This window comes from Bacillus cereus group sp. BfR-BA-01430 (assembly GCF_022663115.1).
Lineage (GTDB): Bacteria > Bacillota > Bacilli > Bacillales > Bacillaceae_G > Bacillus_A > Bacillus_A cereus_BD.
Map to the genome: position 1 here is coordinate 666,773 of NZ_JAKUEW010000002.1, position 25,636 is coordinate 692,408.

Genomic DNA, 25,636 nt, shown 5'->3' on the forward strand with positions numbered 1-25,636 from the left:
GTTATTCCACCTCCGTCTCCATAATCATTTCATTTTCTAAAATATTGCCTTCTTCTTGCATACCGAACTGTACATTGCGCTCAATCCATTTACGACGAGGTTCTACTTTATCTCCCATCAACGTTGTAACGCGGCGCTCTGCTCTTGCTGCATCATCAATTTTCACACGAATTAATGTACGCGTCTCTGGATTCATCGTTGTTTCCCATAATTGATCGGCGTTCATTTCACCAAGTCCTTTATAACGCTGCAAGATATAGCCTTTCCCAACTTTTTTCGTTACGCTAGCCAACTCTTCATCTGACCATGCATATTCAATCACTTCGTTTTTTCCTTTCCCTTTACTTACTTTATATAAAGGTGGAAGTGCGATAAATACTTTGCCAGCTTCAATTAATGGCTTCATATAGCGATAGAAAAATGTAAGTAACAGCACTTGAATATGAGCTCCATCTGTATCCGCATCGGTCATGATAACCACTTTATCATAGTTGATATCTTCAATAGAAAACTCATTGCCAACACCGCCACCAATTGCATAAATGATTGTATTAATCTCTTCATTTTTGAAAATATCAGCAAGTTTTGCCTTTTCCGTATTGATTACTTTACCACGAAGAGGTAATACTGCTTGGAAACGACGATCACGCCCTTGTTTCGCAGATCCACCAGCAGAGTCACCCTCTACTAAATACAATTCATTTTTCTGTGGGTTACGTGATTGTGCAGGTGTTAACTTTCCACTTAAAGTCCCTTCTGAACGCTTTTTCTTCTTGCCAGTACGCGCTTCTTCTCTCGCTTTACGAGCAGCTTCTCGTGCCTGTGCTGCTTTAATCGCTTTTTTCACAAGAAGTGTAGCTACATCAGGAGTTTCTTCTAAAAAGTAAGCTAAGTGCTCCGATACAATCGCATCAATAGAAGAACGAGCCTCACTTGTGCCGAGTTTCCCTTTCGTTTGCCCTTCAAATTGAAGTAACTCTTCTGGTACACGAACAGAAACAATCGCTGCTAATCCTTCCCGAATATCCGTACCTTCTAAATTTTTATCTTTTTCTTTTAATAAAGAAACTTTACGAGCATATTCATTGAAGACACGAGTCATCGCTGTTTTAAATCCAGCTTCATGCGTCCCGCCATCTTTCGTACGTACATTATTTACAAATGAAAGAATGTTTTCTGAATAGCCATCGTTAAACTGAAATGCTAACTCCGCTTCAATTCCATTTTGTTCCCCGGAGAAATAGACAACGGGATGAAGCGTATCTTTCTCCTCATTTAAATATGAAACGAAAGCCTCAATACCTGTTTCATAATGGAAAACATCTTCTAAATCATTTCGCTCATCTTTGATTGAAATTTTCATCCCTTTTAATAAGAATGCCGATTCACGTAATCTTTCACACAATGTTTCATAATTATAATTTGTTGTACTAAAAATAGATGAATCTGGTTTAAAATGCATCGTTGTACCAGATTCTTTCGTTTTTCCAATTTTCTCTAACGTTGTTACAGGAACGCCACCATTTTCAAAGCGTTGCTCATAAATGTTTCCATCGCGCTTAATTGTTACAACTAGCCATTCCGATAGTGCATTTACAACCGATGCCCCAACACCGTGTAAACCGCCGCTCGTTTTATAGCCACCTTGTCCAAACTTACCACCTGCATGTAGTATAGTTAAAATCACTTCAGGTGTTGGTTTCCCAAGTTTATGCATTCCCGTAGGCATTCCTCGCCCTTTATCAATAACACTAATACTATTATCTTTATGTATGATGACAGAAATTTCATCGCCAAACCCTGCTAATGCTTCATCAACAGAGTTATCTACTATTTCGTATACTAAATGATGCAACCCACGGCTGTCCGTGCTCCCGATATACATACCCGGGCGTTTTCGAACGGCTTCAAGGCCTTCCAACACTTGAATTGCATCTTCATTATATTGAAATTGATGCTTTGCCAAACTCCTTGCCCCTTTCCTAGTCAAAATCAGAACATATGTTTCTATTATAGAATAACGCCTTAACCATGTTTTTGGCAAGGTATGTTATGTCTTTTATATACCATTTTCAAAAGAAAAATCCTTGTTTTTGTACAAGGATTCCTCTAGGCTACTATTTCAGAAAAATAATCGTTTGTCAACGAGAAATGGATATGTATTCCAAAACTACACATTCCACCATTTTATCATTACCCAAATGATAAAGATCCAAAACGGGATAACGAGTACCAATCCCCAAAAACAGCCTTTAAAAAATCTCATGATGAACACCTCGTCCATCTACTCAGTCTCTAAATAGAGAACAAAAGTGAAAACCTCTCTTTCATTCTGAGAGCCAATGCTACTTTGTCATTGCATGTTCTACTTTAATACAGCGATCCATAATGACCGTATGGCCCTTTTCTGTTAGAAACTGATAAGTATCTTCATCTTGTACTCCTAATTGTGCCCAAAAAACATCCGCATCAACCTCGACAAATTCTTTGGCAACATCCATTAAAAATTCGGAGCGACGAAATACGTTCACAATATCAATATGTTCTTTTATCTCTTTTAAAGAAGAAACTGCTTTTTCTCCTAGTACTTCCGTAATCGCTGGGTTAACTGGAATAATGCGATATCCAGCATCTTGCATTGCTTTTGAAACCATATAGGATGTACGTTCTGGTTTATCAGACAAACCGACAACCGCGATTGTTTTACTATTTTTTAATATTTCACCAATTTCCGGACGAGTTGGATTTTTAATTGTCATATTAAATCCCTCCTATTCTTTTAGTATAGCCGATAAAGAAAGTCTCTTTCAATACGAAAGAGACTTTCTTTGTTAATTCTTAGCCGAAGTGTTATCCGTTAAAGTAGCAGTTTTCGTCATTTTTTCACCATTGCGATAAAATGTCACTTCAATTTTATCTCCTACTTTTTTCTTTTCGTATAAATATTTACGGAATTGCAATGCATTCTCCACTCTTTGATTATCTAATGCCACAACAACGTCATATTGCTCTAGTCCAGCTTTTTCTGCTGGTGAAATTGGATACACTTTTCCTAACACAACTCCACTTGTTATATCTTTTGGTAATTTCAATTGTGAAGCATATCTTTGAACATCTTCTAATGAAACAACTCCAACACCAAGAGCTGGTCGCTTCACTGTTCCATCTTTTTCAAGTGATTCAATCACAGGTTTTGCAATATTAATCGGAATGGCGAACCCGATTCCTTCTACTTCTTGCTGTGCAATTTTACTAGAGTTAATCCCAATTACTTCGCCATTTTGGTTAAATAAAGCACCACCGCTATTTCCTGGGTTAATCGCTGCATCTGTTTGAATCACTTGCGCATTCCAATCGGGACGTTTATCACCATCGATATCAACTGGAATTTCACGTTCTTTACTACTGATAATTCCTTCTGTTACACTGCCATCAAAGCCTAGCGGATTCCCGATTGCGATGGCTGGTTCGCCTGCACGAATTTTGCTAGAATCCCCTAGCGTAGCAACTTTATTAATATTGGAACCATCGATTTCGACAACAGCTAAATCTAACCAAGGATCTTTCCCAACTAATTTTGCGTCAACCTCTTTACCACTGCTTAATTTAACAGCAAGTTTATTGGCTCCATCTACTACGTGATTATTTGTAACAACATATGCTTTATTCCCAGCTTTTTTATAAATAACGCCCGATCCTGATCCAGCTTCTTGCTCTTGACCGATCGGCTGCATAGCAAATGGATCGATTGTTTTTTGCATATTGATGACACCGACAACAACTTCTTTTGCCCCTTCAATCATGCCAGGTAAATCTGTTTCATTTTTCGATTTATTCACAACTGGGACAACCGTACCTTCTACTTTTGAATTAGAAGATACAGATGAAACAGCTACATCGTTATTTTGTGTCCATGGCATATAAGGTGCTGCAAAACTAATAGAAACTGCTCCGACAACAGCTCCAACTAAACCGGTAAAGAAATATCCTTTTTTGCTACCAGCTTTTCTCATTTCTCTTGTTTCATCATATTCTCCGTTCATATTTGGTCCGTCATAATATCCCATGTTAACTTCTCCTCTCTGCTGAATTCGTATTTTCAGTATAGTCACATTTTGTGTCCTTCTTGTGAACTCATCGTGAAATCCAATTCAAAAAATGCTCTTATTCATTATTCTAGACAAAAAAATGAGAATTTGTACATTCATTTGCAAAAGAAAGTGTCATTTTGTTATATTTTCAAGCTGAGTTACATAGGTTAAAAAGATTACTCTTCAAATTTATACCCAACTCGGATAACGGTTCCAATATGCTTTGCTTTATCACCTAGTTTATTACGTAATTTTTTAATATGCGTATCTACTGTTCGATCATCACCATAATAATCGTATCCCCACAGCTGATCTAATAAATGTTGACGTGATAATACAATTCCTTTGTTTTCCATTAAATACACAAGAAGTTCAAATTCCTTATGCGTTAATATAATTTCCTCTCCATTTACAAAGACTGTTCGCGACAGTCGATTGATATCAATTCCAGCTACAGATAGCATATTGTCTTCGGCAACACCTACCGCCCCATCTGCTCGTTTTAATAATGTTTTCGCACGCGCTACTAACACTTTCGGACTGAATGGTTTTGTTACATACTCATCTGCCCCTAACTCAAATCCTAACAATGTATCATCTTCATCAGAGCGCGCTGTTAGCATAATAATCGGTACCGCTGATTCTTTACGAATACGACGACAAACAGACCATCCATCAATTTCTGGCAACATAATATCTAACATAATTAAATCAATTGTATGTTCAGCAAATAATTCTAACGCTTGTTTCCCGTCCTCTGCTTCGATTACTTCAAAGCCTTCATTGCGAAAATAATCGCTCACAATTTCGCGTAGTCTTCTTTCATCTTCAACAAGTAATACCGTTTTATTCATCTGACCTATCCCGCCTTTTTACTCTTTCAATCGAATAATACGTTGATTGGAGCTTCCGCGAAATGGAAGTGTTAAATCCCTTTTATCGAGTTCAAACCTTCCATCGACCAGAACATCCCCATACTGTAACAATTCTATCATATCATTATTTTGAGAGTTCTGTATCTCTTCTAACATATAACCTGTGTAAATCCATAAATTTTTCTTTAAATCTTTTACTCCTTTTGCTACTTTTTTTACTTCTGCAGCTTGAAGGAATGGATCTCCACCTGAAAATGTTACATCAGTAAGCGGATTTGTGGCAATCTCTTTTATAATTTCTTCTGCGGTCATTTCTGTCCCATTACAAATATTCCAAGACTGTGGATTATGGCAGCCAATACAACGATGCGGACAGCCCGCAAAAAATACAACTGTCCGCAATCCTTCTCCATCTACTACACTATCATGAATCACATTCATTACTCTCATTTATGCTTCACCCGATCCGCTTCTTCCCTACGTTTTGCGCTATTCCACTTCGACATATCTCCTACTAAATACCCAGTAATACGACGAATCCTTTCGATTTCATGCTCATTTTCGTTCTCACAACTTGGGCACTCATTTTCAATTACACCATGATAACCACAGCACTTACAACGGTCCACAGGATGATTGATTGATCCGTATCCTACTCCATACTGCGACATCGCTTGTACAATTTGTTTTAATGCTTTTATATTATGAACGGCAGCACCATCTAATTCAATGTACGTAATATGTCCCCCATTGCAAAGTTCATGAAAAGGCCCTTCTAATCGAATTTTTTTCACAGCTTGAATAGGATAATACACCGGAATATGAAATGAATTTGTATAGTAATTACGATTTGTTACCCCACTTATACTCCCAAACTCCTCTCGATCCTTTTTCACGAACTTTCCAGAAAGCCCTTCGGCCGGCGTTGCAATTAACGTAAAATTCAAATTGTGTTTCTCTGTTGCCTCGTCCATTTTCTGTCTCATAAACCGAACAATTTCATACCCAAGTTGCCAAGTATCTTCATCTTCTCCATGGTGTTTCCCAGTTAAAGCAACTAAACATTCCGCAAGGCCAATAAAACCGATGCTAAGCGTACCTTGCTTTAAAATTTCAGCTACAGAATCTTCAGATTGTAACTTCTCTCCACCACGCCATACTCCTTGTGAATATAAAAACTGAAAATCCCTTGCCTTTTTTGTGCATTGGTAAGCAAATCTTTCTAACAGTTGACGAACACCAAGATCTAGATAATACTGTAATGCCTCAAAAAATGCTTCTTTCGATCCACTAATCAATGCTAATTTTACTAAATTGATAGATGTAAAAGAGAGATTGCCTCTTCCAATTGCATTTTCCTCTCCATGAATATTACTCATCACACGAGTTCTACACCCCATATAACACGCTTCACTTTCATGACTTCCATCATAATAAGCAGCATTAAACGGTGCATCTAAAAATGAGAAATTCGGGAATAATCGCTCTGCTGTCGTTTCTAATGCTAATTCAAATAAATCATAGTTCGGATCACTCTTTTCAAAATTCACACCTTTTTTCAATTTAAAAATTTGAATAGGAAAAATCGGTGTTTCTCCTGCTCCTAAGCCGGCTTGCGTTGCCCGTAACAATTGTTTCATTAATAGTCTTCCTTCTTTTGATGTTTCTGTTCCGTAATTAATAGAAATAAACGGTACTTGCCCACCACCACGACTATGCATACTATTGGAATTATGAATAAAAGCTTCACATGCTTGGTACGTGTCATTTTCTGTTTCTTTCCATGCAAACTCTTCTATTTGTTCCTCTTGTAATGGATATTTCTCTAATCGTTTTTTATTTCTCTCAAATGTTTTTTTTACATACGGCGCTAAATCAACATCAAATAACGCAAACGATTGTCCACCATGCTGCATATTTTGATTAGCCTGAAAAATAATAGAAGCAAGCGCCAATGCACTTTTTATGTCTTGCGGTTCTCTCATATGACCGTGTCCTGTATGAAATCCATTCTTCAACATTTGTGCTAATGGGATTTGTGAACAGGTTGTCGTACCTGTCACATAAAAATCTAAATCATGTGGATATAATATATTTTGCTTAATCGCTTTTCTCACTTGATCCGATAATAATGTTTCTACTGTATAATATTTTGCACTTTCTGAAGCCAATGTTCCCATCATTCCCATTGGAGATCGTCCATCAACATTTGCATTTTCTTGCATTAAATCTTGTTCATGACCGTGGACAATTGTCTCAAAAACCTTCATAAGTTCTTCCTCACGTCTACTTTTTGTCATCATTATTACACCCTCCAACTATATCTTGTTACTCATATAACAAAATGATACAACATATAGCCGTAATGATACTGTGAGAAATGTAACATTCCTGTGAAAGTTTTTTTAAGAAACATAGACTGATCCTTTTACAAAAAAGAAATGTGATCTTTACAAATGTATGGTACAATATACGGGAAAAACTCTTTTTACCCTTTATCAACACATTTGAATAAAGGAGACTGAACTTATGTTTATTACATACCTTTTATTGATCGTTGCCTACTTGCTTGGCTCGATTCCATTTGCACTTGTAGTCGGGAAGATTGGTTATGGAATCGACATTCGTGAACATGGTAGCGGAAATTTAGGAGGAACGAATACATTTCGTACATTAGGGAAAAAAGCCGGCTTTCTCGTTACAATTGCCGACATTTTAAAAGGAACATTAGCAACAGGCTTGCCGCTTATTTTTAGCTTAGATATCCATCCGCTTTGGTTTGGATTAGCCGCAGTTCTCGGGCACGTATATCCGATCTTCGCAAGATTTCGCGGTGGAAAAGCAGTTGCCACTTCTGCTGGGGTACTATTATGTTATGCACCCATTATTTTTGCAATATTAGCTGTTGTCTTTTTCACCCTTCTATTTACCACGAGATATGTATCTCTTTCTTCTATGGTAACAGCAATCGTAGCTGTTATCGCATCAATTGTGAATGGGGATAAGATCTTTATTGTTGCAATGTGTTTATTAGCTGGTATGGTAATTTATAGACATCGTGCAAATATTGGACGAATTATAAATAAAACTGAACCAAAGGCAAATTTTACGAAGAAACAAAAGTAAGATAATGACCCACATAACGCAAAAAGAAAACGCAAAGCATATTAATAGCGTCTTTTTGCGTTATTTTTTATACTAATATAAAAGCCATATTATTTGGAGGAACTATACATGAATCTTTCTGTAACAAAAGAAGCTGCAACTTGGTACAAAGAAGAATTAAACTTACAATCTGGCGATACAATTCGCTTTTTCGTCCAATACGGTGGTTGTAGTACAGTACAAAAAGGATTTTCTTTAGGTATGCGTAAAGATGAGCCGGCACAACCTGCTGCTAAAACCCAAGAAGAAGGAATTACATTCTTTATTGAAAGTGATGATGAATGGTACTTTGATGGTCATAATTTATCCGTTACTTTTAACAAAGGCGATGATTTTCCACAATTCAATTACGAGAAATAAAAAAAGCGTGGCAAATGCCACGTTTTTTATTTTTTCTTAATTTCTTCATATTTTGCATACCATTCTGGATATAGTTTCTTAAAAGATACTGGGCGAAACCCCTCTTTTTTAGCACAAATATTTGTTGTTGTCGCTGTAATACAAAGATCTCCGTCACCATTATAAATTTCATAGCCATATACAACGCGAAGCGGGCTCACGGAATCAACCCATGTTTTTACAATTGCTTTTTCACCGTAACGCATTGCTTTACGATAGGAAATTTGCAAATCTAAGACAGGAGAAATAATCCCTTCTTTCTCCATTTCAACATATGAGAATCCTAAATCTTGTATTAATTTCGTACGCCCTAACTCCAGCCATACTAAATAGTTAGAATGATACACAACACCCATTTGATCAGTTTCCGCATAGCGGATCTCAATTTCTTGTTCAGCTACAAACATATCTCTATCTCCTTCTCACTTCTGTTTCCTCACATATATTTAATCATAATACAGGAAAATCAAAAATAAAATAGAAACGATGGATCTTTCACCGAAAGGAGCAAGGGTATGATTCAAATTGTAACCGTTCGTAGCGGCGATAGTGTATATAGTTTAGCTTCAAAATATGGTTCTACACCTGAAGAAATTGTAAAAGATAACGGATTGAATCCTGCCGAAACACTCGTTGTCGGCCAGGCACTTATTGTAAATACGAAAGGAAATAATTATTATGTCCAGCCAGGAGACAGTCTCTATAGAATTTCACAAACGTATAATGTTCCTCTTGCCAGCTTAGCAAAGGTAAATAATCTATCATTAAAATCTATTTTGCATGTCGGACAACAACTCTATGTACCGAAAGGCTCCAAACGAGCAGTGGAATCTATTGCCTATTTACAACCATCAACAATCCCGATTAAAGAAAGCCTAGTGAATGCTACGCGAGCTATTAACCCTTATTTAACATATTTAGCTTATTTTAGTTTTGAACCACAGAGAGATGGAACCTTAAAAGAACCGACGGAAACGGCTAGAATTTCTGAACTTGCTAGGCGAGGACAAACAATTCCTATGCTCGTCATTACAAATATCGAAAATGGAAATTTCAGTTCGGAATTAGCATCTATCTTTTTAAGAAGTGCTACGATTCAAAATCGCTTTATTACAAATATCCTTCAAACAGCTGAAAAATATGACATGCGCGACATTCACTTTGATTTTGAAAATGTCGCTCCAGAAGACCGGGAAGCATATAATCGCTTTTTACGAAACGTCAAAACACGATTACCTGAAGGATATACGTTAAGTACGACACTTGTCCCAAAAACAAGCTCAGAACAAAAAGGGAAGTTTTTTGAAGCACATGATTATAAGGCACAAGGGGAAATTGTTGATTTTGTTGTCATTATGACCTATGACTGGGGATGGCAAGGAGGACCACCAATGGCTGTTTCTCCTATTGGTCCTGTCAAACAAGTAATCCAATACGCCAAATCACAAATGCCTCCTCATAAAATTATGATGGGACAAAATCTATATGGCTTTGACTGGACACTTCCATTTCAAGAAGGCAATCCTCCCGCTAAAGCAGTGAGTTCCATCGCTGCAGTTTCTCTTGCACGTAAATACAATGTACCGATTCGATATGATTTCACTGCACAAGCACCTCATTTCAATTACTTTGACGAAAACGGTGTGCAACATGAAGTATGGTTTGAGGACGCTCGCTCTGTTCAAAGTAAATTTAATTTGATAAAAGAACAAGGTATACGCGGCATTAGCTATTGGAAAATCGGTCTACCTTTTCCGCAAAATTGGCGCTTATTAGTAGAGAACTTCACCATCACGAAAAAAGGCTGATTTTTGTCAGCCTTTTTCGCATTTACGATTCGTCTTTTATTTCATTTTTCAAAAATTCTATACTTTCTAAACGTCTCTCATTTTTCGCTTCAATCGCAGCGCGATCCTTTTCATTAGAAAGTTCCGCCGTTTCTTTCGCCTCATTAAAATTATCAATCGTATTTTGCAACGTTTTTTGTAACTTTTCCTCATTATCGCTGCGATCATCTGGATTTGGTTGATATTGATTTGGCATATGTCTTCCCTCCTCATCAAGTATACATACACTATTAGTTGTTCCTATCTAACATGAAATATATACATAAAGAAAAAGGAGAATGAAAACATCCTCCTTTTTCTTTAACCGTTATCCACAATCGGTTGTTTACCAGTCGTATCCTGCATTTGTTTCCCTTTATTTCCACCAGCTTTTTTCGATTGCGTTCCGATATGATTCGGTACAAAGTCTTTCGAATTCTTTTTTGGATTACCCATAACTATCGCCTCCTTATTACTAGTATCATACGAGTAATAAGAATTATTCAGCCTGCTTAAAAAGTTCCATCTCATAACGCTTTTCAATCTTTTCTTCAATCCGGTCAATTGCATCACGATCGCTTAATAGTTGTCGTTTATTTTCCCTTACAAGTTCTTCAAATGTTTTCCGGCGATTTCTTCTCATGTTGTTCATCCTTTCTCCTACTCATTCTTGCTATTAGTATGAACAAACCGAAATCTCTTTAATCAGACTTGTAAGAAAATTTTTTGTTTTAGTAAAGAAAAGTTTATGATACAAAAAAATCCACTCTCGAAATGGATTTTTTGTATCTACTTATATTTCATTGTATTCTTGTGCAGCTTGTAGTACGAAATCATACTGAGCTAAAATATAACTTTCTAATTTCATGACATCCTCTAAACTTTCAACCATAATTCTCGTTATACCTAATTCATTTTTTAAAGCTGGTTCACATTTTAAATCCGTGCAGATTGCTTGTACTTCTCGTTCTGTTTTTTCTGTTAATACATATTTTTTTCGCCCTTTCACTTTCATTCTCATAATCAACTGAAAAGCTTTAATATCTAAATAATTCCCGGTACTTACATAGCGAATATACTCTACGGTACGATTATTCTTTATTAGCATTTCTTTTATGAACGTATATACCGTATCTTCTTCCATTATTTCTTTTTTCGGACTCTTTCGCCCTTCCCCTTGCATATTTGCACACTTTTGATAAACGGCTGCACATGTTATACAATCATCCAGTGCATTATGGGAACTTAATCGTATACCCAGCATTCTTTTTAATGTTTCCAACTTAAAGTTTGGAGCGTGTTTCATATATTTTTTAGCTAAAGGTACTGTGTCAATCACCTTATTTTTCGGCTCTCCTAATTGAAATCTACTCATATTACTCTTTAAAAAACGCATATCAAAAGAAGCGTTGTGCGCAACAATTGTATCGTTACTTAAAAACGCCAAAAATAAAGGTAACACTTCTTGAATAGTTGGTGCATCTGAAACACGATAGTTCGTAATTCCTGTTAAGCTTGTAATCCGACTCGATATCGGTCTTTCTGGATTTACGAATGAAACAAATTGGTCTACTAATTCATGATTACGATACCGAACTGCGGCTACTTGAATAATCCGATCGTTATATGGGTGGAAACCTGTCGTCTCAAAATCAATTACAACATAATTTGCTGGTAAAGATACATATCCCACAACATACTCCCCTTACTGATTATTTTTATTCCCTTAATCATATCATGAACCAATCTTTTCTTGGAAAAGAAAAAACAGAACTGATATGATATCAATTCTGCCTTTTTCACTATTTTAATTTCGCAACACGTTTCTCCATCTCTTTTTGTGTCATTGGCCCAATAAATTTATCTTGTATGACACCTTTTGTATTTATAAAATAAGAAGTTGGAATCGTGATAACTTTATATCTCGTCGTAACACTTATATCTGTATCCAGTAAAATGGGAAATGTAACACCTTTTTCCTCTGCAAACTGTCTGACCTTTTCCGTCCCATTCGCTCGTTCTGACACTGTATAATTTACTGCAAGAATTTCTACATCTTCCTTATGCTTCTTATAAAAAGCTTCCATATCTGGCATCTCCTGCTGACAAGGACCGCACCACGTTGCCCAAAAATTCACAATTACTTTCTTTCCTTTTAAATCTGATAATTTTACCTTCGTACCATCTAACTTCGTCAATTCAAAATGAGGCGCAGCCTTCCCAACTTCAATTCCATTTTGAGCGACTATATCTTTCATTGTTGTTTCGCTCTTTACTTGCCCTTTACTTACTTGCTTTTCATTCGGTTTAAACTGCTCATACACTGCATAACTCGCTAAGCAAAGTAATACAGCACCAATAATAATCTTTCGCCACATATACATCATCCTTATCATTCTCTCGTTATAGATCCATTTCAACCAAAGATTGTATTTATATTTAGCTTACACGGACAAACTTGGAAATATTCCCCCTTGAAATAAAGTGAAACTTTAATCCGTGGGGGTTTTCTTCATCTCCCACTGATTATGAGCCCTCACCAATCGGGCTGTTACGGGCAGCCCTACTCCCACCTATCTTCCTTGCTTTTCTCTGCATCTTGAGGTGGGAGTCTTACTGCCCTAAAATAGCGGGATAAACGATAAACACAATAACAGTATGAAATTTTTTCCTTTTTATCATATAATAGGAATATATATTTGAAAGAGGGTAGTTGTATTTGAAAAAACAACAATCCAATGGATACAATACATTCTTAACCTCTTCATTTTTCACCGACATCCATGACATATATAAAGTGAAACTTTAATCAGTGGGGGTTTTCTTCATCCCCCACTGATTATGAGCCCTCACCAATCGGGCTGTTACGGGCAGCCCTACTCCCACCTATCTTCCTTGTTTTTCTCTGAATCTTGAGGTGGGAGTCTTACTGCCCGTTAATGCGGGATAAATGAAATTTACTATATTGATAAATTATTATATACATTTCGTATTTCACCTTTTATGAGTACATGATGTTTGTTCACGTTCCTATATTTTCTTATTCTCATTCTTTTCTGTTTTTCCTTTTATATAAGACGAAAAACAGTCTTTCAAATAAACGACTGTTTTAAGACGGTGCAACTTTATTCCTTTTCAATGTATTCCAATATATCACCAGGTTGGCATTGCAACTCTTTGCAAAGAGCTTCTAATGTGGAAAAGCGAATGGCTTTCGCTTTTTCTGTTTTTAATATGGATAAGTTGCTATTCGTAATTCCGACTCTTTTCGCTAATTCGCCAAGTGTTATTTTTCTTTTTGCCATCATAACATCTAAATTTACTCGTATCATTTTAAAACTCCTAAACCGTTAGTTTGTTTTCTTCTGCAATTTGAACAGCGTATTTAAAAATTTTACTTAACAAAAGAAGCGCAATTCCAGCAAAGAACAATCCCATATTAAGATGCAGCGAATACAGTAATTGACCATTTTCTAAGCTTGTTACCCAACTTTCTTTCGGAAAGATAAAATACTGTTTTGTAATGAGTTTATTAATGACTCCTTCCGGTTCTTGCTTAAAAAACAAAAACATCATTTTAGAAATTTCATTATAATGAATATTTTCTAGCACACACAAAATGAGGAAAATAAAACCAACGTTTCTCATATAATGCGCATTTTCTATAATAAAAAATTGATTGCGAACTAAATTACGGAAAAAAGCTCTTATTTGACAAAGTAAGAAAATATTCAACCCCATTATGATTAACATAAAGATAGCCATCCATAAAGGAGGTTGAAAATTTCTCGCTTCAATTGCTAATCCACCTAAACTAGGTGACATTGTAAACCATTTCGGTTTAACAAAAACACCAAACGCCAAAAAGATGCTAATAAAAGTCATATACATAATTGCTAATGTCGTAAAAAATTGCAATATACGATAGATTTTTTTACCTTTCATTTCCATCCCTCCCATCTTAAACATAACTAACTTATTATCAATTTTCAATATATTTTTATTGTTTTTCGATAAAAATATAAGAAAGGATGATTTTTATGTACCCTTTAGAAAAAATAGTTTTGTATATTCTCAGCTTTCTCTTTTTTCCTATCGGGATCATCGTATGGATTGCATCTTTTTTAAGTAAAAGCCTTGAAAAACGGAAGGTTGGTCGCATTTGTCTTTATACCGCTTTTGTATCATTTCTTTTATCCACTGCACTCGGTATCATCACTTTTTATACAACGACAATAACCTCTAGTCTATAAAAATAAGAAAGAATAGATATAGTATGGGAGAACATCCAATTAGTAAAGAACTACGCTATATGCGTATTTGTTTCATTTGTCTCATTTTCGTTCTTATATTTTTTGATGGAGAAAAAGAGGTTCCGGTCTCTACAACACATGATGTTCCACTAAATAACATGTCCACCAGTAATATGACGCAAATAAAGTTATATTACTGAAAGAGTTTAACACTGAGAATACATAAACATACGAATATCAGTTAAATCCATTTGAATAAAGCAAAACAGGGGCAAAGTTTATGCCCCTGTTTCACAAATATGAATTCTATTTTTTCTTAGTTTGACACCTTAGATTCTTCTAATTTTTCACGAAGAACCATTTGTAGAATACCACCGTGGCGGTAGTAGTCAATTTCAACTTCACTATCAAAGCGTGCTACTACTTCAAATTGTTTTTTATTTCCGTCTAGGTCAACCGCCACTACTTTTACAATGTCACGTGGTTTTACTGTTTTATCAATTTGAATTTCAAATGATTCATTACCAACAAGACCTAAAGTTTCAGCACTTTCGCCATCTTTGAATTGCAGTGGTAGTACACCCATTAAGACTAAGTTACTGCGGTGAATACGTTCGAAGCTTTCTGCAATTACTGCTTTAATACCTAAAAGATTTGTACCTTTCGCAGCCCAGTCACGAGAGCTTCCCATACCATAATCTTTACCAGCAACAACTAAAAGACCTGTTCCGTCTTCTTTATATTTCATCGCAGCATCATAGATAGATGTTACTTCACCAGTTGGCCAATATGTTGTATAACCGCCTTCTGTTCCTGGTGCAATTTGGTTTTTAATACGAATGTTTGCAAATGTACCACGCATCATAACTTCATGGTTACCACGACGAGAACCATAAGAGTTAAAGTCAACTGGCTGTACGCCATTTTCCAATAAATAACGTCCTGCTGGTGTATATTTACCAATTGAACCTGCTGGTGAAATATGGTCTGTTGTTACGGAATCTCCAAATTTACCGATTACACGTAAACCTGATAATGTTTCAACTTCACCCGGTTCTTTAGATAACCCTTCAAAGAATGGCGGGTTTTGAATATATGTTGAATTTTCATCCCAAGTATATAATGCTTCATTTGAAGTTTGAATCTCATTCCAACGTTCATTGCTGTTAAATACTTGTGCATATTCTTTTTTGAACAGTTCAGATGTAACAACACTTTGCACCACTTCTTCAATTTCTTTTGCCGATGGCCAAATATCATTGAAATAAACAGGGTTGCCATTTGCATCTTTACCAATCGCATCCTTCTTCAGGTCAATATCAACTGTACCTGCAAGTGCATATGCCACAACAAGTGGTGGTGATGCTAAATAGTTTGCTTTTACAAGCGGATGAATACGGCCTTCAAAGTTACGGTTACCTGATAAGACAGATGTTACTAATAAGTCATTTGCTGCAATAGCTTCTTCTAATTCTGGTGCCAATGGTCCAGAGTTACCGATACATGTTGTACAACCATAACCAACTGTTTGGAAACCTAATTGATTTAGATAATCTGTTAAACCAGATTTATCTAAATACTCTGTAACAACTTTAGATCCTGGCGCTAATGATGTTTTTACATAACCAGGTACTTTCATACCTTTTTCAACTGCTTTCTTCGCAACTAAACCAGCGCCAACTAATACATATGGGTTAGATGTATTTGTACAGCTTGTAATTGCAGCGATTGCAATCGCACCTGTTTTCATCGTTACTTCTTGATCATTTAATTCAATTTTCACTTCTTTATCAAATTCTTGCTCTGTAAATCCAAGTCCTTGTGTTCCGACTGGCGCTACAACAGCTTTACGGAACTCTTCTCTCATATTTGAAAGCGGAATTAAATCTTGCGGACGCTTTGGACCAGAAAGGTTTGTTTCAATTTTACTTAAATCAATTTCAACAAGGTCTGTATAAATTGGATCTTGGCTGTCCGCTGTATAGAATAAGCCATTTGCTTTACAGTACTCTTCTACAAGACGAACTTGTTCTTCATTTCTTCCTGTTAGACGTAAATAATCTAATGAAATTTCATCGATTGGGAAGAAACCACACGTTGCTCCATATTCCGGTGCCATATTTGAAATTGTTGCACGGTCAGCTAGCGGCATGCTCTTTAATCCGCTACCAAAGAACTCAACAAATTTTCCAACTACACCTTTTTGACGTAACACTTGTGTTACTTTTAACGCGATGTCTGTCGCTGTTGTACCACTTGGAAGTGTTCCAGTTAATTTGACACCGATTACTTCTGGTACTGGGAAGTATGATGGTTGTCCAAGCATTCCTGCTTCCGCTTCAATGCCACCAACGCCCCATCCAAGAACACCGATACCATTGATCATTGTTGTATGAGAATCCGTTCCTACTAATGAATCAGGGTATGCAACTAATTCGCCTTCAGCATTTGTCACCGCGTGTACAACTGGTGCTAAATATTCAAGGTTTACTTGGTGTACAATACCTGTTGCTGGTGGAACAGCACGGTAATTATCAAATGATTTTTGTGCCCAGTTTAAAAATTTATAGCGTTCTTCATTACGTTTAAACTCTAAATCCATGTTGAATTCAAGCGCGTCTGCTGTACCCGCTCTATCAACCTGTACTGAGTGGTCAATAACAAGATCCACAGTAATTTCAGGGTTAATTTTATCAGGATCCCCACCCATATCTGCCATTGCTTTACGAAGCGAAGCTAAATCTACAACAGCAGGCACACCTGTGAAATCTTGTAAGATTACGCGAGATGGTTTAAATGGAACATCGATATCTTTCACATCTTTTGTTCCCCATTTCGCTAAGTTTGTAACATGCTCTTCTGTGATAACGCGTCCGTCCACTTGACGAAGTACAGATTCAAGCAAAACTTTAATTGAATAAGGCAATTGTGATACATTACCCACCCCTGCATTTTCAAGCGCTTTCAATTGATAATAATGATACGTTTTCCCATCTACTTCAAATGTTGCACGAGATTGAAATGGATTATGTTTGACCATTATGTTTCCCCCCTGTTAAACATGACTAAGTTGTCTGAATATAAAATGTAGACGAACTTTTCAATACCTTACGATAATATCTTATTACAACTTTCTAAATAAGTAAATAATAAGAAACTTATAGTTTTTTATAAGTTTTCTTTATCTCATGAAAATTGAATAGTGTTCGTTCTCCTTATGAATACTATAATTACAAAGCAAAGCTTTTTATTCCATACTTTGCTTTATGACTCATTACTGTATGTACAAATACAATTCGAGGTGAAACGAGATGGGTAAACGAAAAGCCAATCATATTATTCCAGGAATGAACGCCGCTTCTGCACAAGGACAAGGCACTGGTTATAACGAAGAATTTGCAAATGAACCATTAACAGCTGCTCAGCGTCAAAATAATAAAAAGAGGAAAAAAAATCAGTAACGAAAGCTCCCAAAAGGATTACCTTTTGGGAGCTTTTTTCGATGCTTATAACGCAATAGTTCCGATACTTCCACAAAAAAGCGGTATTATTTGGAACTTCCCGCATTACATAGCCAGTAGGTTCCAACTCTTTTCTTAACAACAGGCTTGCTCATACTTCTTCCACTTGACATATATGTATACCACCAATGATAAAACAGATCATAATGGAAATTTTTCGTCTGAACATCTGTGTTCCTAATAGAGAGGTTGCTAACACGATAACAACTTCTTCACTTTTCTAACTGATCTACTTCTCGCATAATATTTTGCAAATGACTTTCATATTGTTTCAGTTGTGGACGCTGCGTTTCAGACGCTACTTCGAGTGCGTTTTGAATTTGTTCATATGCTTCTTGTACTTCTTGATGAAGTTGTTTTAAATCATGACCATAATTCGGGTCATTTTTCACAATATTATTGAATATATGTTCTGCTTGTACAACCCCTTGCTGTGCTGCTTGAAAAGCTTGTTGTTTATCCTTATGATAGGGCATAGCTTTTCTCCTTTCTACATATCGTTCGTTTCACTTATCTTTACCCTTTTTCTGAAAAACATTCTCGTATAAATTCTTAAAGTTCTCTCATTCTAAATAGAAAAGGAGGTGAACGAACCGTGGAAAAAAACAATAGTAAGTCTATTCGTCAAAATTCAAAAAAAGGACAACCATCTGGACAACCTGAACCTTTAAGCGGGTCACATAAAGTAAAAAATCGCAATCACTCAAGACAAAAACATCACGCACATCATGATATGTAACAAATATTTATATTATTGATCATCTTATTGTAGTGAAACTTCTATCGGTGAGGAACTCTCGCCACACTGATGAAAGTTTCACTTTATTTTAAACATAGGCGAGAAGGAAGCCTTCTCTAAAGAAAAAACAAATATTTTTGTTTGGACAAAAACATATAAATTTTTCATTAGAAGTTTATGTAAAGATAGCGGGAAACGTTCCATATTACCTTTCACCTCTCTTTTATTCATGCATATCATAGTATGAATTGAGACATTATGGAGGGTATTGGTCATGAGCAAGAAAAAGAAGAATTGTCTTTTTCGTGTTGATGGTTTTGAAGAATGGATGGATCAGTTCTGCTCTGGTTCCTACCACAATTGTAACTTCCCAAATTATATTCATATTGATCTTTGTGAAACAGAGCAAGAATACATTTTAGAAACAGATGTGCCAAATGTAACGGAACAAAATGTACTTATAAAAAAGATGGAGACAGGCCTAAACATTTGTATTTTTAAAAGGAATGTCCCCTTACAAAGAACGATTTTTTTACCGGCCAGTATCGTTTACAAAAAAATGATAGCTTGTATAGAAAATGGTTTTCTTTCCATTCATATATCTAAAAATGAAATTGCAAATCCACATGAAAAAAAAGTTCTTTTTTCAAATGAATATTGAACCTTCTTACATCTTTTCATGTAAACTTCTTTGTTATACAAAGTAGTTCTTACAGAGATGTTTTTTCCTATACTATATAATCATGATTTTCCTAGAAAGCATGATGAAAAGGATTCCTAAACCATAAGGAATCCTTTTTTATCTCGCTATTTTTGGGCAAGTAAGGCTATTCGGAGAGAAAAAGAGAAGAGAATTGGACGTAGTATACTGTTTGTAGCAATCCCGATTCGTAAAGGCTCATTATCAGCAGGGAATGACGAAAATTCCCACTGATTCAAGACTCACTTTATATTGCACCTTCCGTTACTAACATCGTAGGGTTCTGAAGCTTTTTCGAACGCAAACTATACCCTACTATTTTTTTCTTATATTGTTTAATTACATCAATATGATCATCATAACGATAGATGAAAAATGTAATATTTGTTTTTCCTGTCTTTGTCTGAATCATTAATGGTGTTCCCTCTTCACTTGGAGGAAAATAATACTTCTCTAAAAAGATTGCTTCATTAAATTCTTGAATGATGCACTTCTTCTCTTCTCCTTCTATCTGTTTCCCATCTAGAGTTATACTTGTAACATCTTCACTAAGTTGCGGATGTAATTCAAACTTACTAATTAAAGACTCCACAACAGATGTTGGAATACTCGCCACTACTACTTTAAAAGCAGCAAACACAACCAACATCACGATAAACCATGTCGTCATATTTTATCAACCCCATCATTTTTAAAATTCTCATTATTATACAATCTATATTATCTCATGAAAACACCTTTTATTTTTTGTACATAATGTGAACTTTTTAAAGAAAATATGCTAGTAAATGTTATGAGGACAGGATAGGGAATATATCTTAACAGAAGCTATATAGCAGGGGGGCAACTCTAGATATACGTATTTTTCTATATTCTTATTGGGAGAAATATTGATTGGATGGCTTAAGGGGGATCCGCTAAAACATTTTGATTAAACTTTATTTCAAAGCAACACGAATACCAAAATAACTCTTCTTTTATTGGGAGAAAAAATGAGGAAAGAAACGGCTTTCTCCCCTCATTTTTTTATGATAACTCTCTCTACACTCGAGCTGTTCTCGTTATATCCATATCTACTCCATATGTAAACTGCAATTCTTTACAAACTTCCTGGATAAAAATATTCATATTATATTTTTCATTAAATTCAGTAACAGCATGTTCTACTTCTTCATAAGTATATTTATATTCACCAGTAATCACGCTTTTTAAGTCGAAACATTCATTAATACAAAGCTGGACGAGAAGTCGATCATACATAGTTACTATATCTTCTTTTTTCCACAACAATTCCTTTACATACAATCTATCAAACGTGACACTTCCTCGATTACACTCTGTTAAAGTACGGGTCATTTCATGTAATTCTCTATATAGTTCAGATATATTTGTATTGAGACGAATCAATTTATCTACGCCATCTTCATACAACATGTCATCCACCTCCGTATACTCTTTTTCTTATTATAGCAAGAAAATTCTAAAAAAGGATTTTTTCTTCTGAAATATTAGGAAACTTATTCGGATTGCTTTACAATGAAATTAATGAATACGAAAGGGGTACTACATTGGAACAAAAATTATATTACAGCGATCCTTATCAACAATCTTTCACAGCAAAAATAAGAAAACAAGAGGTGGACCATGAAGGAAATCGCTATGTTACTTTAACTGAAACGGCTTTTTATCCAACTGGCGGCGGGCAACCTCATGATATAGGTACATTAAATAATGTCTCTGTGACAAATGTAGAGGAAATCAACGGAGAAATCCGCCACTTCATATCTGAAGAATTACATGACGTAGAAGTAATCGGAAAAATTGATTGGAACCACCGATTCGATCATATGCAACAGCATGCAGCTCAGCACATTTTATCAGCTGCATTTTGGGATCATTTTAATATCCCTACAATCGGATTTCACCTTGGGACAGAAACGGTTACAATTGATTTAGATACGCCAACCCTTTCTGCGGAAACAGCTACTGAAGCGCTCCGTATTGCAAATCAAATTGTCTTAGAAAATCATCCTATCCATATTAAATGGATGAATTTAGAAGAAGCAAAACAATTACCTCTTAGAAAAGAACCATCGCTCTATGAAAATATACGCGTTGTCATCATTGAAAACTTTGACTATAATGGCTGCGGCGGAACACATCCGAAATATACGGGAGAAGTTGGGCCTATTCATATTATTGGATGGGAGCGTAACAAAGGTGGCATTCGCTTAAGCTTTATTGCAGGCTGGCGAGCTATAAAGTTAATGGGATATCATCAACAAATCATAAAAGAGATTTCCAAACAATTAAACAGTAGTGAAAATGATATTCCAAGTAAAGTACATCAGCTTATTACCTCTCAAAAAGAGAGTGAGAAAGAATTACAAGTGATGCGTGAAAAGCTACTTGTTATAGAAGCAAATGATCTATTGCAAGAAGCAGCTGATACACATGTTGGCATGCTCATTTCGAAAGCTTTCAGTAACCGTTCTATGCAGGAGATGGCCAAATTATCAGCCATCATTACAGAACAAAACGAACATACAATTACATACTTTGTCACTGAAAATGAGGATAAATTACAATGTATCCTTGCTTGTGGGAAATCTATCAATATAAATATGAACACTATTTTAAAAGACGTACTCCCTATCATTGAAGGAAAAGGTGGCGGAAACCCGAAAAGTGCTCGCGGTGGCGGAAAAGCCATCATTTCAGGCGAACAATTTTTACACCAACTTGTTCAAGCATTGAATGAAACCATTTAAAAAGGATAGTACGTTGCTATCCTTTTCTGTTTATGTTTTTTCTAGTCTTCTATTTTTTAAAATGAATTGTTATACCCGTTATCTCACATCGAAGGCCCAGTTCAAGTACAGATAACATACCCTAATATCACAGCATCTATTTCTTGCTCAATTCTTTTCGCAATGCTTGTTTTAAAAATTTCCCTACTGATGTTTTCGGAATTTCTTCCATAAATACAATATCATCAGGTAACCACCACTTCGCAAACTGCGGTTGTAAAAATTCATATAATTCTTCTTTCGTTACGACACGATTTAGTTTTCGTACGACACAAGCAACAGGTCGCTCTTGCCACTTAGGATGGGGCACCGCAACAACTGCTGCTTCAAACACTGCTTCATGCGCCATAAGTGCATTCTCTAAATCTACAGATGAAATCCATTCACCCCCGCTTTTAATCACATCTTTTGTACGATCTACTATTTTTACGCATCCTTCTTCATCTACAGTCACTACATCCCCCGTATATAACCACCCATCACGAAATCCTTCCGCTGTACGCTCATCTTTATAGTAACTTGCAGCAATCCACGGCGCACGTAAGCAAAGTTCTCCCATCTCACTCCCGTCCCATTTCACTTCTCCATTTCCTCCAACTATTTTCATCTCAACTCCCGGCACAAGATATCCTTGTTTTGATCTTATTTCAAGTTGCTCTTCATATGATAAATCTTTTTCATAACTTTTTAACCTTGCAAGTGTTACAAGTGGGCTCGTTTCTGTCATACCATACGCGTGAACAAAAGGAACATGATATTTCTGTTCAAATGCTGCGATTACACTTTTGGGTGCCGCAGCTCCTCCGCATAAAATCCGGCTCATACTCGATAAGTCATAGTCATGTTTCTCTAATTCTTGCAAAACACCAAGCCAAATTGTAGGTACTCCAGCTGCTACTGTCACTTTCTCTTTTTGAATCATTTCCAGTAAAATTTCCGGTGTAAACATCGGACCAGGCAAAACTTGTTTCGTTCCAAACCACGTTGCCGCAAACGGTAATCCCCATGCGTTCACATGAAACATCGGCACAATTGCCATTGCCACATCGCTTTCCGATAGCGCTGCTGTATCAGCTAACCCAAGTGCCATACAATGAAGCACTGTACTACGATGCGTGTATACAACACCTTTTGGATTTCCTGTTGTTGCCGAAGTATAACACATACCAGCTGGCATATTTTCATCGATTTCTTTTAGAAATTGATAATTCGGATTTCCTTCAGTAAGAAGTTGCTCATAATGATATACAGGCTTCAATGAAGTCTCTAGTATTTCCTCTTTATCCGTCATAATGATATATGCTTGTACGGTCGATAATTCTCCTTGTATCTTTTCCACAAGCGGGACAAGATCTTCATCAATAAGTAAAATCCGATCTTCGGCATGGTTGATTATATAAGAAATATGCTGGGGAGATAAACGAATATTAATTGTGTGCAATACAGAACCAATACTAGGAATAGCAAAATATGCTTCAACATGTCGATGATGATTCCATGCCAACGTTCCAACTCGTTCCCCTTCCTTTACTCCCAATTTCTTTAGCATACTAGAAAGCCGCCGCGTTCGTTCTCCAATTTGTTTATACGTTAGCGTGGTAACCTTATCATGTGTACGAGAAATAATCTCTTTCTTCGGAAACAATGTTTCTGTCCTTTCCATCATCGAATGAATTGTTAATGGGACATTCATCATCATACGTATCTCTCCCTCCATTAAAATGTTTTCATTTTTTGTTCATTATATCAAATTCATCCAAATAAAAGTCGTTTTTTTTACTAAATTTTCTGAATTATTACCTTGGAAATAAATAAAAAAAGAGAGCTCTTCCATACCCTCCTTTTAACAATATGTATCTTGTGAATCTCTTACCATTTCACATTTTTATCAGTTGTTTGACGTGAAAACATTCTATGAAGAAATGCTACATATCATCCTCTTCTATTTATCATAGTGGCTTTTGTTTAAACTTTTGATAGTTTCGCACTTTTAATACCAATACGCTTCCGCAATCCGTACAAATATAGGCGTCTACTGGAGAGGAGGTGAACATCGTTTCTTTTTTTCTTATTTGAGCATAGCCAACAAACTCACCTTCCCCAATATCATTCGATCCACAATACGAACATGTATGTACCACTTTCTTCTGCATGAGAACACCACCTTTGATCTGTTTCTACTCCCTTCGACAGCAATCATTCACTTTCCTTCCCTAAAAATTGTCATTATTTGTTTCGGTAAGAAGGAGATTTCAACATCATTTCGTATTTACTGCATATACGCCATTTTTTCCTCATTCAAACGCGCATGTAGGCAGCTTTCGAGTCATATTACAAATGATTCTTGGGACAAGTCCATTTTAGATGTACAAGTCAAAGAAAATGTAGCGTTGCAGCATGAATATTGCATATACAAAATCAATTTGGATTTACAAAACGCAGCTCTTTTCCTCTACCTTCTTCTTCCTTGTTTCTCTCTAAATAAAATAGCGAGACAAAGAAAGGAAATGACAAGAACTTTTTACAGCTCTTGTCATTTCCCTTCTTGCTTTTCTAATACATATAAGTCTTCTTCTATATTTGTTACCTTATCGACAATTAACCTTCTTGCGTCTTCAATCCCTTGATTATACGCATATGGTCCTATTAATTTGACCATCTCCGCGATTAAACGTTCCGCTTGAAATCGCCCAATTTCTTCCAAGTCTTCTTCTTCAAAAAAACGCTGAATGTTTGCTACAAGTTGATCTTTTCTCTCATTTGATATTTTTACATTCATCATTTACAAATTACTCCTCTATTTTTGTGATACTCCTTTTCTTAACTGTACCATAGAAAACCTTGTTCCCGGGCAAGATTTTGTAACACCTTCTAATTCACGATGACCAAGTATGTGTCTCTCGCTTAATTCAAACTGCTTCATAAATGTTCGACATAATGTATATAACGATTGTATTTGCGCATGTGTTGGGTCATACTTATCAAAATTTCCCGACATACATATACCAATCGTTTCACTATTATGTCCTTTTGCATGTGCTCCTACATGCAATCCTCGCCCTTCTAATACTGTTCCATCTTCTTCGATAAAATAATTATATCCAATGCCGCTCCATCCTCTTTCTTTTTGATGAAATTCATGCGTTTTATATATGTCCCATCCATCTTCAGCAGTATGGTGGATAATCAAACTGTTGACATTTTTTAGTGGCTGTAATTCATCACGAAATATTAACCGCGTTTTCTTCACGTTCATT

General features: G+C 36.0%; 29 protein-coding genes and 2 pseudogenes. 8 read left to right on the forward strand and 23 right to left on the reverse strand.

Features of this window, described 5'->3' with window-relative positions:
• Nucleotide 1: 1 nt before the first annotated feature.
• The 6 genes from parE to MR058_RS07715 form a co-directional block, all read right to left on the reverse strand.
• On the reverse strand, nucleotides 2-1,966 hold the full coding sequence (gene parE / locus MR058_RS07690) for a DNA topoisomerase IV subunit B (protein WP_242143408.1): 1,965 nt from the start codon (nucleotides 1,964-1,966) through the stop codon (nucleotides 2-4).
• A 379-nt stretch (nucleotides 1,967-2,345) separates the two neighbouring features.
• Nucleotides 2,346-2,759 carry a CoA-binding protein gene (locus MR058_RS07695; RefSeq protein ID WP_242143409.1) on the reverse strand — a complete coding sequence of 138 codons (414 nt, stop codon included), beginning with the start codon at nucleotides 2,757-2,759 and terminating at the stop codon, nucleotides 2,346-2,348.
• Between the two features lie 72 nt (nucleotides 2,760-2,831).
• Nucleotides 2,832-4,067 carry a S1C family serine protease gene (locus tag MR058_RS07700; protein ID WP_242143410.1) on the reverse strand — a complete coding sequence of 412 codons (1,236 nt, stop codon included), beginning with the start codon at nucleotides 4,065-4,067 and terminating at the stop codon, nucleotides 2,832-2,834.
• A gap of 200 nt (nucleotides 4,068-4,267) precedes the next feature.
• The gene (locus tag MR058_RS07705) at nucleotides 4,268-4,945 is read right to left on the reverse strand and encodes a response regulator transcription factor (RefSeq protein ID WP_242143412.1); all 678 of its coding nucleotides are present in this window, start codon (nucleotides 4,943-4,945) and stop codon (nucleotides 4,268-4,270) included.
• 18 nt (nucleotides 4,946-4,963) lie between these two features.
• Nucleotides 4,964-5,416 (reverse strand): anaerobic ribonucleoside-triphosphate reductase activating protein, encoded by a 453-nt coding sequence (gene nrdG, locus MR058_RS07710; protein ID WP_242143413.1) that lies wholly within the window; start codon nucleotides 5,414-5,416, stop codon nucleotides 4,964-4,966.
• Nucleotides 5,413-7,269, reverse strand: a complete 1,857-nt coding sequence (locus tag MR058_RS07715; protein WP_242143414.1) for an anaerobic ribonucleoside triphosphate reductase — start codon at nucleotides 7,267-7,269, stop codon at nucleotides 5,413-5,415. The genes nrdG and MR058_RS07715 overlap by 4 nt, the downstream gene beginning before the upstream one ends.
• A 226-nt stretch (nucleotides 7,270-7,495) precedes the next feature.
• On the opposite strand from MR058_RS07715, the gene plsY reads away from it, so the two are divergent.
• The gene (gene plsY / locus MR058_RS07720; protein ID WP_242143415.1) at nucleotides 7,496-8,092 is read left to right on the forward strand and encodes a glycerol-3-phosphate 1-O-acyltransferase PlsY; all 597 of its coding nucleotides are present in this window, start codon (nucleotides 7,496-7,498) and stop codon (nucleotides 8,090-8,092) included.
• A 108-nt stretch (nucleotides 8,093-8,200) separates the two neighbouring features.
• Nucleotides 8,201-8,491 carry a HesB/YadR/YfhF family protein gene (locus MR058_RS07725; protein ID WP_242143417.1) on the forward strand — a complete coding sequence of 97 codons (291 nt, stop codon included), beginning with the start codon at nucleotides 8,201-8,203 and terminating at the stop codon, nucleotides 8,489-8,491.
• A 26-nt stretch (nucleotides 8,492-8,517) separates the two neighbouring features.
• Here MR058_RS07725 and MR058_RS07730 read toward each other — a convergent pair whose 3' ends face one another.
• Nucleotides 8,518-8,937 carry an acyl-CoA thioesterase gene (locus MR058_RS07730; RefSeq protein WP_242143418.1) on the reverse strand — a complete coding sequence of 140 codons (420 nt, stop codon included), beginning with the start codon at nucleotides 8,935-8,937 and terminating at the stop codon, nucleotides 8,518-8,520.
• Between the two features lie 108 nt (nucleotides 8,938-9,045).
• Here MR058_RS07730 and MR058_RS07735 point away from each other — a divergent pair, with 108 nt between their 5' ends.
• Nucleotides 9,046-10,338: a glycoside hydrolase family 18 protein gene (locus tag MR058_RS07735; protein WP_242143419.1), complete on the forward strand. Its 1,293-nt coding sequence runs from the start codon at nucleotides 9,046-9,048 to the stop codon at nucleotides 10,336-10,338.
• A 22-nt stretch (nucleotides 10,339-10,360) separates the two neighbouring features.
• On the opposite strand, the gene tlp is transcribed toward MR058_RS07735, so the two are convergent.
• The 7 genes from tlp to MR058_RS07770 all read right to left on the reverse strand — a co-directional run bounded on the left by tlp (nucleotide 10,361) and on the right by MR058_RS07770 (nucleotide 14,301).
• A complete protein-coding gene (tlp, locus tag MR058_RS07740; RefSeq protein WP_242143420.1) occupies nucleotides 10,361-10,573 on the reverse strand; it encodes a small acid-soluble spore protein Tlp in 213 nt (70 codons plus the stop codon).
• Between the two features lie 104 nt (nucleotides 10,574-10,677).
• Entirely contained in the window at nucleotides 10,678-10,812 is a 135-nt protein-coding gene (gene sspN / locus MR058_RS07745) for an acid-soluble spore protein SspN (protein WP_012094701.1), read from the reverse strand.
• 43 nt (nucleotides 10,813-10,855) lie between these two features.
• On the reverse strand, nucleotides 10,856-10,999 hold the full coding sequence (locus tag MR058_RS07750) for an FbpB family small basic protein (protein ID WP_081428436.1): 144 nt from the start codon (nucleotides 10,997-10,999) through the stop codon (nucleotides 10,856-10,858).
• Between the two features lie 150 nt (nucleotides 11,000-11,149).
• Entirely contained in the window at nucleotides 11,150-12,049 is a 900-nt protein-coding gene (locus tag MR058_RS07755; protein WP_242143421.1) for a 3'-5' exonuclease, read from the reverse strand.
• A gap of 109 nt (nucleotides 12,050-12,158) precedes the next feature.
• Nucleotides 12,159-12,734 (reverse strand): TlpA family protein disulfide reductase, encoded by a 576-nt coding sequence (locus tag MR058_RS07760; protein ID WP_242143422.1) that lies wholly within the window; start codon nucleotides 12,732-12,734, stop codon nucleotides 12,159-12,161.
• Nucleotides 12,735-13,481: 747 nt separating this feature from the next.
• On the reverse strand, nucleotides 13,482-13,688 hold the full coding sequence (locus MR058_RS07765) for a helix-turn-helix domain-containing protein (protein ID WP_242143424.1): 207 nt from the start codon (nucleotides 13,686-13,688) through the stop codon (nucleotides 13,482-13,484).
• Nucleotides 13,689-13,698: 10 nt separating this feature from the next.
• The gene (locus tag MR058_RS07770) at nucleotides 13,699-14,301 is read right to left on the reverse strand and encodes a DUF2975 domain-containing protein (protein WP_242143425.1); all 603 of its coding nucleotides are present in this window, start codon (nucleotides 14,299-14,301) and stop codon (nucleotides 13,699-13,701) included.
• A 331-nt stretch (nucleotides 14,302-14,632) separates the two neighbouring features.
• Here MR058_RS07770 and MR058_RS23845 point away from each other — a divergent pair.
• Nucleotides 14,633-14,794 (forward strand): annotated as a pseudogene (locus MR058_RS23845) (YmzC family protein); the annotation flags it as partial.
• A gap of 131 nt (nucleotides 14,795-14,925) precedes the next feature.
• Here MR058_RS23845 and acnA read toward each other — a convergent pair.
• Nucleotides 14,926-17,649 (reverse strand): aconitate hydratase AcnA, encoded by a 2,724-nt coding sequence (acnA, locus tag MR058_RS07785; protein ID WP_242143427.1) that lies wholly within the window; start codon nucleotides 17,647-17,649, stop codon nucleotides 14,926-14,928.
• 271 nt (nucleotides 17,650-17,920) lie between these two features.
• Between acnA and sspO the strand changes: the two genes are divergently transcribed.
• Nucleotides 17,921-18,070 (forward strand): small acid-soluble spore protein O, encoded by a 150-nt coding sequence (gene sspO, locus MR058_RS07790; RefSeq protein ID WP_048723958.1) that lies wholly within the window; start codon nucleotides 17,921-17,923, stop codon nucleotides 18,068-18,070.
• 85 nt (nucleotides 18,071-18,155) lie between these two features.
• On the opposite strand, the pseudogene MR058_RS23640 reads toward sspO, so the two are convergent.
• Nucleotides 18,156-18,299: pseudogene (locus tag MR058_RS23640) on the reverse strand (chitooligosaccharide deacetylase); the annotation flags it as partial.
• 43 nt (nucleotides 18,300-18,342) lie between these two features.
• Nucleotides 18,343-18,606 carry a hypothetical protein gene (locus tag MR058_RS07795; protein WP_012094710.1) on the reverse strand — a complete coding sequence of 88 codons (264 nt, stop codon included), beginning with the start codon at nucleotides 18,604-18,606 and terminating at the stop codon, nucleotides 18,343-18,345.
• Between the two features lie 119 nt (nucleotides 18,607-18,725).
• Between MR058_RS07795 and MR058_RS07800 the strand changes: the two genes are divergently transcribed.
• Together MR058_RS07800 and MR058_RS07805 are read left to right on the forward strand one after the other, a co-directional pair.
• Nucleotides 18,726-18,869 carry a small acid-soluble spore protein P gene (locus MR058_RS07800; RefSeq protein ID WP_012094711.1) on the forward strand — a complete coding sequence of 48 codons (144 nt, stop codon included), beginning with the start codon at nucleotides 18,726-18,728 and terminating at the stop codon, nucleotides 18,867-18,869.
• A gap of 274 nt (nucleotides 18,870-19,143) precedes the next feature.
• A complete protein-coding gene (locus MR058_RS07805; RefSeq protein WP_242143428.1) occupies nucleotides 19,144-19,530 on the forward strand; it encodes an Hsp20/alpha crystallin family protein in 387 nt (128 codons plus the stop codon).
• Between the two features lie 286 nt (nucleotides 19,531-19,816).
• Here the strand turns inward: MR058_RS07805 and MR058_RS07810 are convergent, their stop codons facing one another.
• Both MR058_RS07810 and MR058_RS07815 read right to left on the reverse strand, forming a co-directional pair.
• Nucleotides 19,817-20,239, reverse strand: coding sequence for a YfmQ family protein (locus MR058_RS07810; protein ID WP_242143431.1), 423 nt, complete (start codon nucleotides 20,237-20,239; stop codon nucleotides 19,817-19,819).
• 371 nt (nucleotides 20,240-20,610) lie between these two features.
• Nucleotides 20,611-21,003 carry a hypothetical protein gene (locus MR058_RS07815; protein WP_242143432.1) on the reverse strand — a complete coding sequence of 131 codons (393 nt, stop codon included), beginning with the start codon at nucleotides 21,001-21,003 and terminating at the stop codon, nucleotides 20,611-20,613.
• Between the two features lie 134 nt (nucleotides 21,004-21,137).
• On the opposite strand from MR058_RS07815, the gene MR058_RS07820 reads away from it, so the two are divergent.
• Nucleotides 21,138-22,340: an alanyl-tRNA editing protein gene (locus MR058_RS07820; protein WP_242143434.1), complete on the forward strand. Its 1,203-nt coding sequence runs from the start codon at nucleotides 21,138-21,140 to the stop codon at nucleotides 22,338-22,340.
• Nucleotides 22,341-22,476: 136 nt separating this feature from the next.
• Here the strand turns inward: MR058_RS07820 and MR058_RS07825 are convergent, their stop codons facing one another.
• From MR058_RS07825 to MR058_RS07840, 4 genes are all read right to left on the reverse strand, one after another.
• On the reverse strand, nucleotides 22,477-24,078 hold the full coding sequence (locus tag MR058_RS07825; protein WP_242143435.1) for a long-chain fatty acid--CoA ligase: 1,602 nt from the start codon (nucleotides 24,076-24,078) through the stop codon (nucleotides 22,477-22,479).
• A 250-nt stretch (nucleotides 24,079-24,328) separates the two neighbouring features.
• Nucleotides 24,329-24,532: a hypothetical protein gene (locus MR058_RS07830; protein ID WP_242143437.1), complete on the reverse strand. Its 204-nt coding sequence runs from the start codon at nucleotides 24,530-24,532 to the stop codon at nucleotides 24,329-24,331.
• Between the two features lie 380 nt (nucleotides 24,533-24,912).
• A complete protein-coding gene (locus MR058_RS07835) occupies nucleotides 24,913-25,161 on the reverse strand; it encodes a DUF2164 domain-containing protein (RefSeq protein WP_242143438.1) in 249 nt (82 codons plus the stop codon).
• Nucleotides 25,162-25,176: 15 nt separating this feature from the next.
• Nucleotides 25,177-25,635: a peptidoglycan recognition protein family protein gene (locus tag MR058_RS07840; protein ID WP_242143511.1), complete on the reverse strand. Its 459-nt coding sequence runs from the start codon at nucleotides 25,633-25,635 to the stop codon at nucleotides 25,177-25,179.
• Nucleotide 25,636: the final 1 nt, after the last annotated feature.